10 protein-coding genes are annotated in these 15926 nt (G+C 43.5%); 9 read left to right on the forward strand and 1 reads right to left on the reverse strand.

Annotated elements, in window-relative coordinates; translation table 11 throughout:
* The first annotated feature begins 68 nt into the window (after positions 1-68).
* From ACO1R6_RS11620 to ACO1R6_RS11655, 8 genes are all read left to right on the forward strand, one after another.
* Positions 69-2498 (forward strand): penicillin acylase family protein, encoded by a 2430-nt coding sequence (locus ACO1R6_RS11620; RefSeq protein WP_486264918.1) that lies wholly within the window; start codon positions 69-71, stop codon positions 2496-2498.
* A 54-nt stretch (positions 2499-2552) separates the two neighbouring features.
* Positions 2553-2885 (forward strand): hypothetical protein, encoded by a 333-nt coding sequence (locus ACO1R6_RS11625; RefSeq protein WP_486264920.1) that lies wholly within the window; start codon positions 2553-2555, stop codon positions 2883-2885.
* Positions 2886-3157: 272 nt separating this feature from the next.
* Complete coding sequence (locus ACO1R6_RS11630) at positions 3158-4828, forward strand: amidase (RefSeq protein ID WP_486264921.1); 1671 nt, start codon at positions 3158-3160, stop codon at positions 4826-4828.
* An 831-nt stretch (positions 4829-5659) separates the two neighbouring features.
* Positions 5660-8746 carry a SusC/RagA family TonB-linked outer membrane protein gene (locus ACO1R6_RS11635; protein ID WP_486264923.1) on the forward strand — a complete coding sequence of 1029 codons (3087 nt, stop codon included), beginning with the start codon at positions 5660-5662 and terminating at the stop codon, positions 8744-8746.
* A gap of 42 nt (positions 8747-8788) precedes the next feature.
* A complete protein-coding gene (locus ACO1R6_RS11640; protein ID WP_486264925.1) occupies positions 8789-10264 on the forward strand; it encodes a SusD/RagB family nutrient-binding outer membrane lipoprotein in 1476 nt (491 codons plus the stop codon).
* A 26-nt stretch (positions 10265-10290) separates the two neighbouring features.
* Complete coding sequence (locus tag ACO1R6_RS11645; protein ID WP_486264927.1) at positions 10291-10815, forward strand: hypothetical protein; 525 nt, start codon at positions 10291-10293, stop codon at positions 10813-10815.
* A gap of 207 nt (positions 10816-11022) precedes the next feature.
* Positions 11023-13317, forward strand: a complete 2295-nt coding sequence (locus tag ACO1R6_RS11650) for a prolyl oligopeptidase family serine peptidase (RefSeq protein WP_486264928.1) — start codon at positions 11023-11025, stop codon at positions 13315-13317.
* 104 nt (positions 13318-13421) lie between these two features.
* Positions 13422-13886, forward strand: a complete 465-nt coding sequence (locus ACO1R6_RS11655; RefSeq protein ID WP_486264929.1) for a GNAT family N-acetyltransferase — start codon at positions 13422-13424, stop codon at positions 13884-13886.
* A gap of 4 nt (positions 13887-13890) precedes the next feature.
* Here the strand turns inward: ACO1R6_RS11655 and ACO1R6_RS11660 are convergent, their stop codons facing one another.
* Positions 13891-14700 (reverse strand): phosphatase PAP2 family protein, encoded by an 810-nt coding sequence (locus ACO1R6_RS11660; protein WP_486264931.1) that lies wholly within the window; start codon positions 14698-14700, stop codon positions 13891-13893.
* Between the two features lie 318 nt (positions 14701-15018).
* Between ACO1R6_RS11660 and ACO1R6_RS11665 the strand changes: the two genes are divergently transcribed.
* Positions 15019-15702 carry a hypothetical protein gene (locus ACO1R6_RS11665; protein ID WP_486264932.1) on the forward strand — a complete coding sequence of 228 codons (684 nt, stop codon included), beginning with the start codon at positions 15019-15021 and terminating at the stop codon, positions 15700-15702.
* Positions 15703-15926: the final 224 nt, after the last annotated feature.

The raw sequence follows: 15926 nt of genomic DNA on the forward strand, positions 1-15926 counted from the left end.
TTATTTTTTATTCCTGCAGAATGCCGTAAATTACCCCAAATAACTTTATGCTAATTGTGGGCTAATCTATGAAGTGGCTGAAAGTACTACTCACGTTATTTTTTCTTTTAGCGCTGGTTTTTGTACTCAATACTAAGCTAGGCGATATACCACCGGTAGGTAAATTCCTGAGTCCGTTTACCGGTTTCTGGCAGCAATCCGAAAGCCGGAAAACTGCAGCAGCGGAGCAGGCTGCCTTACCGGGTTTACGCGAAAAGGTCAGCATTTTGTTCGACCAGAACCGGATACCGCATATTTTTGCCCGTAACGACTACGATTTATATTTTACCCAAGGTTACGTAACGGCCCGCGACCGTTTGTGGCAAATGGAATTCCAGACGCACGTTGCGGCTGGGCGGGTTTCCGAAATTGTTGGTGAAAAAGCATTGGTCTTGGACCGGTTTCAGCGGCGAATGGGTATGGTGTATGGTGCCCAACAATCTTTGCAGGGCATGCTGGCGCAGCCCGATACCCGCCAAATGCTGGAAGCATACACCGACGGCATCAATGCGTACATCTCGGGCCTTTCGCCAAAAGAATACCCTCTAGAATACAAACTGCTGGATTACGCTCCCGAACCCTGGACGCCCTTAAAATGTGCTTTGTTGCTTAAAATGATGGCCTATGATTTGGCGGGCCGGAGCGACGATTTACGCATGACCAATATTCTGAAAAAATATGGTCCGGAAGTAACGCGCAATTTATTTCCGGATTATCCTTTCCGCGAAGAACCCATTGTGCCGGTTGGCACCCCACTTGATTTTAAGCCCCTGCCCATACCCGCAACGCCGGGTAATTTTAACGCAGCTTTTTCGAACAAGGTGTCTGCTAACGAGCCGCCTTCGCAACTGGGTAGTAATAACTGGGCGGTGGCCGGTTTCAAGTCAGTTACGGGTTACCCCATGCTGGCCAACGACCCACATTTGCAGCTAAACTTGCCGTCTATCTGGTACCAGATTCAGATGGCGGCACCCGGGGTAAATGTGTACGGCGTTTCTATTCCGGGGGCACCGGGGGTGATCATTGGCTTTAACCAGGAAGTAAGCTGGGGGGTAACCAACGTGGCCGCCGATGTAATGGATTGGTACCAGATAAAATTTAAAGACAATTCTAAAAAAGAATATTTCCACAATAACCAATGGAAACCCGTGCGGCAGGTAATTGAAAATATTAAGGTAAGAGGCGGCACTACCCAACCTGATACGGTTTATTATACCCACCACGGCCCGGTAGTTTACGACCGGCCCGAAAAAGTTTTTAACCAGCAAACACCCATCAGCCACGCCTTACGTTGGATTGCCCACGAAAAATCGAACGAATTACAAACCTTGTATTTGCTGAACCGCGCGCGTAATTACCAGGATTTTACAGCGGCTTTGCAATTTTGGGTAGCACCGGCCCAGAATTTTGTTTACGCCGATGCGCAACAAAATATTGCCATCTGGCCAAACGGCCGGTATCCTTTAAAATGGAAAGATCAAGGAAAATTTATTCTGGACGGTACCAACGGCGCTTATGATTGGCAGGGCTGGATTCCGGCGGCCCATAACCCGCATGTGCTTAACCCGGCCAGCGGCTTTGTTTCTTCGGCTAACCAGTTTTCGGCCGGACCAGATTACCCGTATTATTTAAATTGGGAGTATGCCCCCGCCGACCGCGCCCTCCGGATAAACCAACGATTGGCACCCATGCAAAAAATTACCCCCGATAGTTTACGGCAACTGCAGAACGATAATTTTAATATAAACGCCCAAACCGTACTGCCGGTATTACTTACCCAACTAAACAAAAGCAATTTAAACGGTCACGGACAAGCTGCTTACAACGAACTGGCCAAGTGGAAATACCAGAATAACGCGAGTGAAATTGCCCCCACTATATTTGAACTTTGGTGGCAAAAATTAACCGATGCTATTTGGCAAGACGATTTTGGCCCTAAAACCGGTTTACAAATGCGTTACCCCAACCGCGACCGAACCTGGCAGTTACTGTTGCAGGAACCCCAATCGGTGTGGTTCGATGACAAAAATACCCCGGCTACCGAAACCTTACCGCTGCTGGCCCGGCAAACTTTCCTGGCTACGCTCGATTCTTTACAACGCCAGCACGGCAATTTAGGCGAGAAATGGCGATGGGCTAATCATAAAAATACTTCTATCTTGCATCTGCTCAAATTAAATGGTTTTGGCCGCGAAAATATTCAGATTGGTGGTGGGCGCAATATTGTAAATGCAACTTCGGAGCGGCACGGCCCTTCGTGGCGCATGGTGGTGGCGCTGGGGCCGCAGGTAAGGGGCTTTGGTATTTATCCTGGCGGGCAGTCGGGCAACCCGGGTAGTTTTTATTATGATAATTTAATCTCAACCTGGGCCCAGGGCCAATTACCCGAACTGCATTATTTAGCCTCGCCGGTAAATAAATCCGGCATAATGAGCACCCTGACGTTACAGAATAAATAGAAGCCTTGTTTTTAGCCTGATTCATCTGCCACTCCTTAACCGGAATTTAAAGATATGAAACTGTTTTTTTTGATTATGGTATTGGCTTTTGCCTTGCAATGGTTTTTACCCTGGTGGATTCTGGTACTGGTTTGTTTTGCTTTGGCCTTTTGGCAAGCGCGTAAAGCCGGAACTGCTTTCTGGGCCGGATTTGCCGGCATTGCTTTGGGTTGGCTGGTATTAAGCTTGTTTTTCCATTTCCGCAACGATGGCATTTTAACTACCCGGGTAGCGGGTTTATTCTCATTGCCTGTTCCAGAATTGCTGATCGTGCTTACTGCCCTTATTGGTGGTGTGGTGGGTGGTTTAGCGGCTTTAACCGGTTACCTCCTGCGTAAAGCAATTTAAGCCAACATTTACCAAATTAAAGTACCTTAAAGTTTGTAACTGCTACGCCCGTTTTTATAATATTTATTAGTACCCGATAGAACTACCTGGATCTTGTAATATTTTCCAGGGGTTCTTACTTGTTCCAGTATCCAGGCAAGTTGGGTAACTTGATCCTCCTCATAATTTCTGCAATTTATTATTTATTCCAAACAGCAAAATTTTTCGAGAAAGTCTGTTACAATTTAATTTGCCAGACGGCGGCTGTTTACAACCACTTTAAAACTGCATCCATGAAATACTTTAACTATAAATCTTTGTTTGTAGCCGGGCTGTGCCTGACTTCTTTTGTTTCGGGCGCTTTTTTAAATAAAACAGCCGCCCTCGAGGCTATTACAACTCCCATGGTTAAAAGTGCGCAGGTGCTGTTGGGTTTAAGCTTTACCGATGCCCAGCTCGACTCTACGGTAACCCGGTTAACCGACTTTCGCCAAAGCTATGAGGCGATCCGGAAAATAAATTTGCCTAACGAAGTGCCACCTGCTCTCCTGTTTAACCCCATTCCGGTAGGTTTTGCCTTTGAAAAAGAACAAAAACCGCTGCGCTTAAGCAAACCTAAGAACGTAAAGTTGCCGGCAAACCCCGACGATCTGGCTTTTTATACAGTAATCCAACTAGCCGAACTTATCCGGACTAAGCAGATTACGTCGGAAGAATTAACCCGTTTTTTTCTGGCCCGCCTGAAGAAATACGATCCGCAACTGCTATGTGTAACAACCATAACCGAAGATTTGGCCCTGGCGCAAGCCCGGCGTGCCGATGCTGAAATAAAAAAAGGAAAATACCGGGGACCCTTACACGGCATTCCGTACGGAGCAAAAGATTTACTGAGCACCCGCACTTACAAAACTACCTGGGGCTCGGTACCCTATAAAGACCAGATAATTGATAAAGATGCCACGGTAGTTAAAAAGCTGGAAGAGGCCGGGGCGGTGCTACTGGCTAAAACTACTTTAGGCGAACTGGCGATGGGCGATGTCTGGTACGGTGGTAAAACCAAATCGCCTTGGAATACTAAAAATGGTTCCAGCGGTTCTTCGGCGGGTTCGGCATCGGCGGTGGCCGCCGGGCTATTGCCATTTGCAATTGGCACCGAAACGCTGGGCTCTATTGTGTCGCCGTCTACGGCCTGCGGTACCACTGGTTTGCGCCCCACCTTTGGCCGGGTAAGCCGGAGCGGCGCCATGGCCTTAAGCTGGTCGATGGATAAAATAGGCCCCATTGCGCGGCAGGCCGAAGATTGTGCGGTGGTGTTTAATGCTATTTACGGCCCTGATGATCAGGATAAATCGGTGTACATGGCTCCTTTTAATTATGATGCCAACCAGGATATAAAAAAGCTACGGGTTGGTTACGTACAAACCGATTTTGACCGTGATTATGCTACCAAAGCCAATGATTTAGCTGTTTTAGCGGTTTTGAAAAAATTAGGTGTGGAATTAATACCTATTTACCTGCCCAAGCTACCGGCCAGAGAGCTAACCTTAACCATATCGGTAGAAGGTGCCGCTGCTTTCGATGCTTTAACCCGGAGCGGCAACGATAAATTAATGGTAAACCAGGGCAAATATGCCTGGCCCAATACTTTCCGGAGCGCCCGTTTTATTCCGGCTGTAGAATACCTGCAAGCGCAACGGGTGCGGTATTTATTAGTTCAGGAAATGGCCAAAATAATGCAGGAAATAGATGTGTATGTAGCGCCTTCATTTAGTGCAAATTTATACATTACCAACCTTACGGGTCATCCTTGCGTGGTTGTTCCCAATGGTTTCGACCAAAGGCAAATGCCTACTACTATTTCTTTTACCGGCAAATTATTTGGCGAAGCGGAGTTATTATTATTAGCCAAAGCTTACCAGACAGCTACCAGATTTCATCAGCAGCACCCCAGTCTTAAGCTGTAAAAGAAACACTAGCCGGAATAAAATTAAAATTTATTTAAAAGAGGCTACTGAGTTAGATTTTTACATAAAAATTAAAGAAAAAGTAAATACGTGTATTTTTAGGTATGTAAGTGAATAAAATAAATGTAAACAGGAATATTACGCTCTCTTTTAAGGGTGTAAAAAGGGGATATTAGTTTGTTTGAGTTGGTAATGCTTAAAATTGCGACAAATGCTTTTTAGATGTTTATTCTTTATAGATTGAAAAATTTTAAAATATTCAAAAAAATAATAATTATTAAAAAAAATGTTTAAATCTATATTTAAAGCCTCGTTGAATTGAAAAAAGGCAAATTAAGTTTTATAATAATTGATAAATATTAAATTTAATTTTGGTGGTTTGCTAAAGCAGGAGCAGCCATAATTTTTTTTTCACATTTATAACTTTAAATTTGGTATTACAAACCGAACTCTTATCAACAAACAAACAATTTATTTATGACAAATTATTTACTACATCCTTTCTCCTGAAGACTAATCTAAAAGTCTGCACTCAATTTTTAAAACGGTAATTGCCGTAGGGCTCAAGTTTGTCTTGGCCTAAATACTTTAGCGTTTACTTCTAAAGTTTAACTGGTATTTATTATTGCCAGGGAAGGGCACTGCTGCTTCCAATTTGGGATACTGCCGTTTTAACGATCTTTTTACAAGCTACTTAAAAAATCTACTAAAGCAACGTTGATGTCTCTGAGTTAATCAGGGCTTAATAAAGCCGTATAGGCTGTATTTTTTAAAAACAAATTTACAAACAAACAATTTATGCGAAAAATTCTATTGCTTAAATGCATGCTGATGCTTTTTTTAATAAGCGAAGTATGTGCTCAAACCCAGGTTGTTACCGGTAAAGTAACTGATGAAGCCAGTGGGCAAGGCTTACCCGGAGTAACTATTTTAGTTAAGGGTTCATCTAATGGAACTAGCACCGATGTAAACGGGGCTTATACTATTACAGCGCCTACCTCTGGCGTATTAACCTTTAGTTTTATTGGCTATACTACAGTAGAACGCAGTATAGGCAATGCAACTACCCTCAATGTTACTATGTCCGTTGATGCTAAGCAACTAAACGAAGTAGTAGTAACGGCTATTGGTATTGAAAGAGAGCGCAAATCTTTAGGATATGCTACCCAACCCATTAAAGCAGAACAAATTTCACAAAAGGCAGAACCTAACTTGGTAAATGCGCTACAAGGTAAAATTCCGGGAGTAAGCATTGTAAGTTCAAGTGGTGCTCCTGGTGCATCTTCCAATATCGTAATTCGGGGTTTTAAATCAATTGGCGGTGAGAACCAACCACTTTTTGTGGTGGATGGTATTCCGATTGATAACAGAACCAGCACTACTGAAAGTGGTTTATTCGGTTCGGCCTTTTCCAGCCGCAGTGCCGATATAAATCCGGAAGACATAGAAAGTATTAACGTTTTAAAAGGGCCGGCGGCTTCTGCGCTTTACGGCTCCAGAGCGGCTAACGGTGCCATTATTATTACTACCAAAAGAGGCGGTTCTAAAGATGGCGGTATGAGTGTAAATCTAACCTCGTCTTTTGTTGCACAGCAGGTTAGAGGGTTGCCAGTTTACCAGAATGACTATGGCCAAGGTACATTAGGCGTTTTTCGGAATGATGTTGCTAGTTCTTGGGGACCTAAATTTAGCGAAAGCATTGAGAATGTAGTAGATTTCCGGGGCGAGCGGGTTCCTTACAGGGCTTATAAAGATAACGTAAAAGATTTCTTTGATATTGGGCAGATCTTTACGAATAACCTGCAGTTATCGGGCGGCGACCGTAAAAACAATTTTATTCTTTCTATTGGTAATGCCAACCAAGCCGGTGTTATTCCGGATTCTAAGTTTAACCGTACCAACGTAAGATTAGGTGGTAATTCGCAATTAACCGAAAAACTAAAGGCAGGCGGTAGTATAACTTATATTAATACCACCCAGGCAGGTTCGCCGCAGGGTAATAGCGGTAGTAGCCCATATTTTACTTTGCCAACTATGCCCAGAAGCTATGACCTGAATGGTTTACCTTTTGAAGATGCCGCCGGTAAGCAAACGTATTACAGCCTAACCCGCGACCATCCACTTTGGTCAATTAAATATAACCCTTACAACAGCTCAGTTAACCGGGTAACCGGTAATGTTAATGTAGGTTATGATATTACCAAGTGGTTAAATGTAACTTACCAGGTAGGTGCCGATGCTTATGATGATACCCGCAAACAGGTATATGGTATTGGTTCTGGCCGGGTAAGATTAGGACGTATATTAGATGAGAAAATTATAGTTAGAAACATTGAGTCTAACTTGCTGGCTACTATTACCAAAGATATTAATGAAGATTTTGGTTTTAGATTATTACTGGGCCATAATGTTAATCAGCGTTCTTTTGACCGGAGCCGCATTACCGGTACCGAAATTATTGTACCGGGTAACGATAATATAAATAATGCCAAAACCTTTTCTCCCGCCGGTACAACTTTTAGCAAGCGGCGTTTAGTAGGTGCTTTTGCCGATTTAGGATTATCTTACAGAGATTACCTGTTCTTAAACATTAAAGGCCGAAACGATTGGTCATCTACTTTACCAATAGAAAACAGAAGCTTCTTCTATCCGGCGGTTGATGCCTCTTTTGTGTTTACAGAAGCATTGAATATAACCGATAATAGAATATTATCTTATGGTAAATTACGGGCCAACTACGCCAAAGTAGGTTTAGATGCGCCGGCTTATTATTTAAATACAACATTTGGCGTTCCGTCGCTTGGTAATAACGTTGCGGCAATTCAGTTTCCGTTTAACGGCACTGCCGGTTACAGCCTGGGCGATGTACAAGGTAATGCTGGTTTAACACCTGAGTTTACTACTTCTTACGAATTTGGTACTGAATTATCGTTCTTTAACAAACGTATTAATTTAGACCTTACATACTACAACGCAACCAGCGAAGACCAAATACAACAGGTTGATATTCCAGCTTCTACAGGCTTTACCAACCTGAATACCAATATTGGTACTATCGTTAACAAGGGCTTTGAATTAGGTTTAAACTTTGTTCCGCTGCAAATCGGTAATTTTAAATGGGAATCTACCTTAAATGGTACCCGTAACATTAGCAAAGTAACTGACCTGGGCCAGGGCTTGGATAGAGTACAGCAAGGCGGGTTTATTGGTTTTGGTTCTTTCCTGATTGTGGGTAAGCCTTACGGGGTAATGGTTGGTCCTAAAAACGCCAGAGACCCGGAAACCGGTAAATTATTGATAAACGAAACCAATGGTTTGTTAATAACCGGGCCGCAAGACGAAATTATTGGTAATCCCAATCCTGACTTTACAGGTAGCTTCATCAACAATTTTACCTATAAAGGTTTCCGGTTAGGTATTCAGGTAGATTTCCAGAAAGGTGGTGATTTGTACTCAGGCACGGTGGCTGGAGCCATTGGACAAGGGGTTGCCGATCACACGGCTACTGACCGGGATATGCCACGCATGTTTGATGGTTACTTAGCCAGTACAACCGGTGAAATCCGGAAAAATGCCGAAGGTCAGAAAATCCAAAATAATATTTACATCCCAGCGCAGCAGTATTGGGGTGCATTTGGTCAGTTCTCAGAATGGGGCGTTTTTGATGCCTCTCATATTCGCTTAAGAGAATTGGTGATTGGTTATACTGTACCTACAAGTGTGTTTGGTAAACTTGGGTTTATCAAAGGCTTAGATGTAAGCTTAAGTGGCAGAAATTTATTTGTATATGCTCCTAATCTGCGCCACCTGGATCCAGAAATTAACGGCGAAGGTGCTGGAGCAAATTCAGTCGGGTTTGAATATAATGCTCCTCCGCAAACCAGAAACTATGGCATTAACCTTCGTCTGAACTTCTAATAAAAATTAAATAAAGAAATGAATATTAGTAAATATTTTAAAGTGAAATATATACTGCCCATGGTTGTACTGGGTAGTATAGGCTTAAGTTCGTGTGAGAATTTTCTAGATATAAATACCGATCCCAATGAACCAACTACTGCGCCGCCGAATCTAATATTACCATCGGCCCAGGTAACTACCGGTTTCGTTTTGGGAAACGAAGTACAACGGATTACTTCTTCTTTGATGCAATATATAGCGGGTGGTAACGCCGGTAGCATATTAAACTACGACATTTATGAAGTTGATGGTTCTGAAATAAACAACTCCTGGCGTTTTGATATGTATGCCGGTGCCATTAAAGATTATGATGAGATAATCCAAAGAGGCGAGCCCATTAATGAATTTGGTTATGTAGGAATAGCTAAAATATCCAAAGCTTATTTGTTCTCGGTTATGACGGACCTTTGGGGAGATATTCCGTATACCCAGGCTTTGCAATCATCGGCCAACTTAGCCCCTGCATTTGACCCCCAGGAACAGATTTATGCCGATTTATTGAAACAGTTAGACGAAGGCATAGAAGATTTAGCTAAAACGCCAACTACTAAGCCTCCTTACGCTACCGATGTTATTTATAACGGCGATTTAGCTAAGTGGAAACGGTTTGCCAATACAATTAAATTAAAATTGTATGTTCAGCAACGCAAACGCAAAGCCGAAGAGTCTAAAGCCGGTATAAATGCCATAATCACTTCTGGCGATTATATTAAAGCCAATGCCGATGATTACCAGGTAAACTTTGCAGCGGGAGCTAATTATCAGAATCCGTTTTACCAATACGCTTACCTAAACCGCGAGGGCGAAATTTCAATTAGTCAGCGTTTCATCGACTCTTTAAATGCTTTTCAAGATCCGCGGATTGCTTATTATTTAAACAGTAATAATCAGAAAGATGCCGCTGGTAAGCCGCTTTACCGGGGTTACGAGAACGGTTCTAATTTTGCACCGCCAACAGTAACCACCAGGGCTCGTTTAGGGGTTTATGCTTTAGGTGCTACTACCAATACCCCTGATGCTACTCCTAACGGGTCGGCACCAATCAGATTGGTAACTAACTTCCAAAGAGCTTTTTATTTAGCAGAAGCCGCTCTTACTTTAGGAACTACAGGTAATGCCAAAGAATATTTGGTAGAAGGTATGCGTGCCTCCATGACAAAAGTAGGTGTTCCTACCGCTCAGGCTGATGTGTATATTACCGCCCGTACAGCCGCTTATGATGCCGCAACTACAAATGAAAAACGGTTAAGTATTATTATGCGTGAAAAATGGGCAGCTAATTTCCTGATTGGTCATGAGGCTTTTAATGACTACCGCAGAACTGGTTACCCGCGTTTAGCACCTGCCGCAAATGCCCAGGGGCCAAACGGACAAATTTTGAGAAGGCTGCCTTACGCTGCGCAAGAATTATCAGCCAATCCAAGCGCACCCCAGGGCGTTTTAAATAATCAGCGTGTTTGGTGGGATGTTGAATAGCCATTAATAATTAATTAGAAGACAACATGAAATTTGCATATTATATTTTATTACTGTTAGTAGTTAATCTTTTTGCCGGGTGCAAAGAAGATGATGCGTTTACCGGCTTAACCGATTCTGTTGCGGAGGCGCCTTTGGTTTTCCCCGGCAGAACCTGGACAGCTGATGCCGGCTTAGCCTATGTGGTTGCTAAAAATGCTTCGGAATTTGAGATTCAATTAGAAGTACCTAATGGTCAAATTGCCTCCATTGAGGAAGTTTACGCCCGGGTAGGTAGAGTTACCGTTTATGGACCTGTAGGCTCCACTACCCAGGTGGTAGGCTCCAGTTGTGCTTTTTCGGCTACGCCACTTTATAAAAATTTGCCGGCAAACAATAGCAGTACCTATACTTTTAAAGTTAACCGAGCAGCTATTGATGCAATTAAATGTAGCACCTTAACGGCTACCTCGCCTTTCTTCTATGATTTTAGGTTTACCATTAAATTAGCTGATGGTAAAACATATCAATCTAATATTAACTACTACGCCCGGGTATATCCCAGCTTATAGTTGTATATTCAGCGTAAATAAAAAAGGCCTCACACGTGAGGCCTTTTTTATTTATAAAAAGGTAGCTAATTTTAAATATTGCTTATAAAACTTTTTTAAATGCGTATGTGCTCCTGGCTCCGAGTTATCCTTCTGATTTCCGTATTCATTTATTCTTTTTCTGCTACTGCCCAAAATTCAAAATCAACTTTAAACATTGATGAAATAATGCTGGGCAATGGTTTTACCGGTACTTCGCCGAGCAATATTTATTGGGCAGAAAACGGGCGGCAGCTTTATTTTCAGTGGAATCCGCAGAACAACCGCCAGGATTCTTTGTACACCGTAAGCCTCGACGGCAAAAACATCCGGCAAGTGCGGGCGCAGGAAAGCAGCGCCTTGCCTTTAGCCGGCGGTATATATAACCGGAGCCACAGCCGCAAAGTGTACGAAAAAAACGGCGATATTTATTTGGTTGAAGCAAAGTCGGGCAAGGTGCAGCAACTAACCAATACCGTTGAGCGGGAATATAGCCCTAGTTTTAGTTTCGATGAGCAAAAAATTACCTTTCTGCAAAATAGCAACTTATTTTACCTGCATTTGGGCACCGGGCAACTGGTACAACTTACCGATTTTAAAAAAGGAAACCGCGGGCCAGAGCCGGGAGCACCTAGAAATGCCCAGGAAAAATGGCTGCGCAACCAACAAACCGAATTATTGCTAATTGTAAAGTTACAGGAAGCCGATAAAACTGCTGCAAAAAAGCAAGCCCGATTGTTGGCCAGAAGCCGCCCGCCCGAGATTTTTACCGGCGATAAAATAGTAGATAACTTGGTATGGAGTCCGGATGAACGCTACGTTACCTATCGGTTAATTACCTCTAGCGCAGCCAACAGCAAAAGTACGGTGGTGCCTAATTACATAACCAGTTCCGGCTATACCGAAGATATTCCCGCTCGGACCAAAGTAGGGCATCCGCAACCCGCTTACGAAATGCGGGTGCTCGATTTGCAGCAGGATACCACGTACCAAATTTCTTTTAAAGACTTATCTGGTATAAATGAAGTGCCCGCTTACCAGAAAGATTACCCAGGCAAAAAGGAAGCTACAGCTAAACCAAGTAGCCCGCGCGGAGTAATTCCTTACGGTCCGGTTTGGTCTGATAACGGTAAAAAAGCGTTAATGGTAGTGCGGTCGCAGGATAACAAAGACCGGTGGTTGGTAATGCTGGAGCCGGGCAGCCGCCAGGTAAAGTTATTGGATCGGCAACACGACGACGCTTGGATTGGCGGCCCCGGCATTGGGTACGCTGCCGGCGATATGGGTTGGCTCCCCGATAACGAAACAATTTGGTTTCAGTCGGAAGAAACCGGGTATGCGCACCTGTATACAGTTAACACCCAAACCGGTGTCAAAAAAGCTTTAACCAAAGGCAACTACGAAGTTTCTAATCTGCAACTAGCGCGCGATAAGAAACATTGGTACTTCAACGCAAACAAAAACCACCCCGGCGATGTACAGTTTTACCGGCTGCCCGTGGCCGGTGGCGAGCCCGTGGCCTTAACCACATTGCCGGGAAACCACGAAGTAATTTTATCGCCGGACGAAAAAACTTTGGCTATTCGGTACTCAGCTACAAACAAACCTTGGGAATTGTACCTGCAGGATAACCGGCCCGGCGCCAAACCCAAACAAATTACCAACTCGCAAACGGCCGCTTTTAAAAAGTATAACTGGCGGGAGCCCGAAGTAATTTCTTTTAATGCTACTGATGGTAAACCTGTTTATGCCCGATTGTACCGGCCGGCCACCGCAGAGCACAACGGGCCAGCGGTAATATTTGTACACGGTGCTGGTTATCTGCAAAATGCGCATAAGTGGTGGAGCCAATATTCGCGCGAATACATGTTCCATAATTTTTTGGTAGATAATGGATACACCGTGCTGGATATTGATTACCGGGGCAGTGCGGGCTATGGCCGCGATGTACGCACGGGTATTTACCGGCACATGGGCGGCAAAGATTTAAGCGACCACGTAGACGGGGCTAAATTACTCGTCGACAAATATGGCATAGACCCCAAACGCATTGGTATTTACGGTGGCTCGTACGGCGGTTTTATAACCTTAATGGCCATGTTTACCCAACCCGATGTATTTGCGGCCGGTGCTGCGCTGCGTTCGGTTACCGATTGGGCTCACTACAATCACGGCTATACGGCCAATATTTTAAACGAGCCTTTTACCGATAGCCTGGCATATGTCCGGAGCTCGCCAATTTATTTTGCCGAGGGTTTAAAAGGTGCGTTGCTCATGTGTCACGGCATGGTAGATACCAACGTTCATTTTCAGGATATTATCCGGTTATCGCAACGGCTGATTGAGTTAAAGAAAGAAAATTGGGAACTGGCGGTTTACCCCGTAGAGAACCACGCCTTTACCGAACCCAGCAGCTGGGCCGACGAGTATAAACGTATTTTTAAGCTTTTCGAAAACAACTTAAAGCCTAAGGGTAAGTTGTAAAGGCAATATTTTGTGCCCGGCAGAGTTAGTAATATTTTAATGCAAATGTTTACCCTATCTTCTTAAAAATAATAAATCTGATCACGTTCAGCAAAGCAGAAGCCATGTACCAGGAATATACCCAGGGCGATTTTCTGATTTCAACTGACCCCGCCAAATTGCAATTAAAAGTAATTTACGGGTATTTAGCCCACGAATCGTATTGGGCGCAGAATATTCCGGAAGAGTTGGTACAAAAAGCACTACAAAACTCCTTAAATTTTGGGGTATACCGGAGCCAGGTGCAAATTGGGTATGCCCGCATTATTTCTGATTTTGCTACTTTTGCCTACCTGTGCGATGTTTTTATACTGCCGGACCACCGGGGGCAGGGATTATCGAAGTGGCTGATGGAATGTATACTGGTGCACCCCAATTTACATGGCTTACGCCGGATGATGCTCATGACCCAGGACGCCCACGGCTTATACGCCCAGTTTGGGTTTACGCCTTTAGCCGATGCCACCCGCGCTATGGAAATAGCAAAGCCGGCCATTTATCTAAATAAACAGCCGGCCTTCATTCCTTAATTTTTTAAAAAGTGTAATTTAAAGCTACGCCGTTAGACAGACCATCCGACACGGTTTCGATGGATAAGCCGGAATTATTAACTTTTTTGTGCAAGTGCGGTACCAAAATACCCACGGTAGCACCTACCGCATAGCCGGTAATTACATCGCTTAAAAAGTGTTTACCCGCTTTAATGCGTAAGTAGCCTACTGCTGCCGGTACGGCAGCGGCTGCACCCCATATATAAGGCCGCGCCGGCGAATCTGGGTTAAAATCATGAAATACTTTGGCCAGGAAAAAAGTTGCCGATGAAGTTGCCGCTACGTGGCCGGCAAAAAAAGCATTACGGGAATTTTTACTTGTCCGGTCTTTTAAAGAAGCTTCGGTGCCGTAAACCAAAGGACGTTTACGATCTACCAGACCGGCAGTCATGGCAAATACAGTACCGGTAACAGCCATGGTTTCGCCGTAAAGTAAAAATACCTGCGGCGCGTTTTGGTAAACATCATCGTTAAACAGCAAAGCCAAAGGCGCTACAAACGAACCATAAAACGGAATATCACTTGCTTTTTTGGCTTTTTCGCTGCCATAACCCGCCGAAAACCTGTCGAACCGGTTTACATCATCGCGTGAGCGCGATAGGGTAAGGGCTTGTGCTTCGGGAATCGGGTCTTTCTGACTGATAAAATATACCCCTAAACCACTTAAACCAACCCCTGCTACCGTTACCGGCAAATCTACTTTAATGCTGGTTTTATACGGCGACTCTTTTTGGGCAAAAGAGGCAAAAGAACACTGGATTATAGCAAAAAATAAGAATAGCTTTTTTTTCATAAAATTCAATCTAAAATATTCGGAAAGTTCTATGGCTCTGAAACGCTATTTTAAATTAAAGGTTTTTACTTGTTTTAAGCAGAAGAAAAACAAGCAAATAGTGCCGGTTAATTGAGTAAGCATGGTTTTATATGGGTTTAACACTAGAAATAGTAGTAGGCAAAACAATATTTTATTTGCTCCAAAAGTTCGTTGTTATCTGTTAATCCGAATTATTTAAATACCAGTTATCTATCTAATGCGGCCTGGTAACCGGGCGTTTATTCTCTTGCCCGGCGTAAAAGTTACCCGTATCTTTGGCCGCAGAATCAAAACAAAATGAATCAGCAAAAAATAACCCGGCCCGAAGCCGCCATTCTCTATTTAATTTTTGGCTTGCTCATTTTTGGTATTGTTATGTCTCGGTTAGATCGGTTTTGGTTTGAATTTGTTTATACCGTAGAAGATGGTTTTATTGAGTGGATGACGGTTGTGCCCTTGTTAACGATTGTGGGTTTGTGTGCTTACCGGCTCTATCATTTATACCGGTACCGCCGCTTTGCCTTTCTGTTGTCGGTGTTGGGTTTGTTATTATTCAGTTTTTTTGCCGCTGGCGAGGAGCTCAGTTGGGGGCAGCGGTATTTTAACCTCGAAAGTTCTGATTTCTTTAAAGCCCATAATTCTCAAAAAGAAACCAACCTGCACAATCTGGTAATTAGCGGTAAAAGTATTAATCTTATTGTTTTTTCCCGCTTACTAATTGTGCTGATGGCGGGCTATTTGATAGTATTGCCTATTTTGTACCATAAAAAGCCCCAGGTTAAAGCCTGGATAAATTCCCTGGCGGTGCCCATTCCCAAGGTTTACCAAATTATAGCTTTCTTGCTCGTATTTAGCCTCATTTCCTTCTGCCCTTCGGGCAAACGCGCCGAACTTCTGGAGTTTAGTAGTTGTTTTCTGGCGCTTTTGATTGTGGCTTACCCACAAAACCCCGAAATATTTAAGGTAAGCCAAAAAAGTTAAATATTCTTTTCTCCCTTCCGATGCCGGCAAGTTTGCCTGCCCGGCAATAAATAATTATATTTTAATAAGGCTTACCCAAAGATAGAAGGAGAACTGAAGTGTGTTTTTTGACCGGATTTTTAAGCTATATTGATGGCTTTCAATGTATTAGTGAAGATTGTTTTCAAGAGGGCGATTAAGGTTTTTAGTGCTGTATTGGCTAAAAAACATTATGGTTTAGTTTA

It is taken from the genome of Adhaeribacter sp. (genome assembly GCF_057359045.1).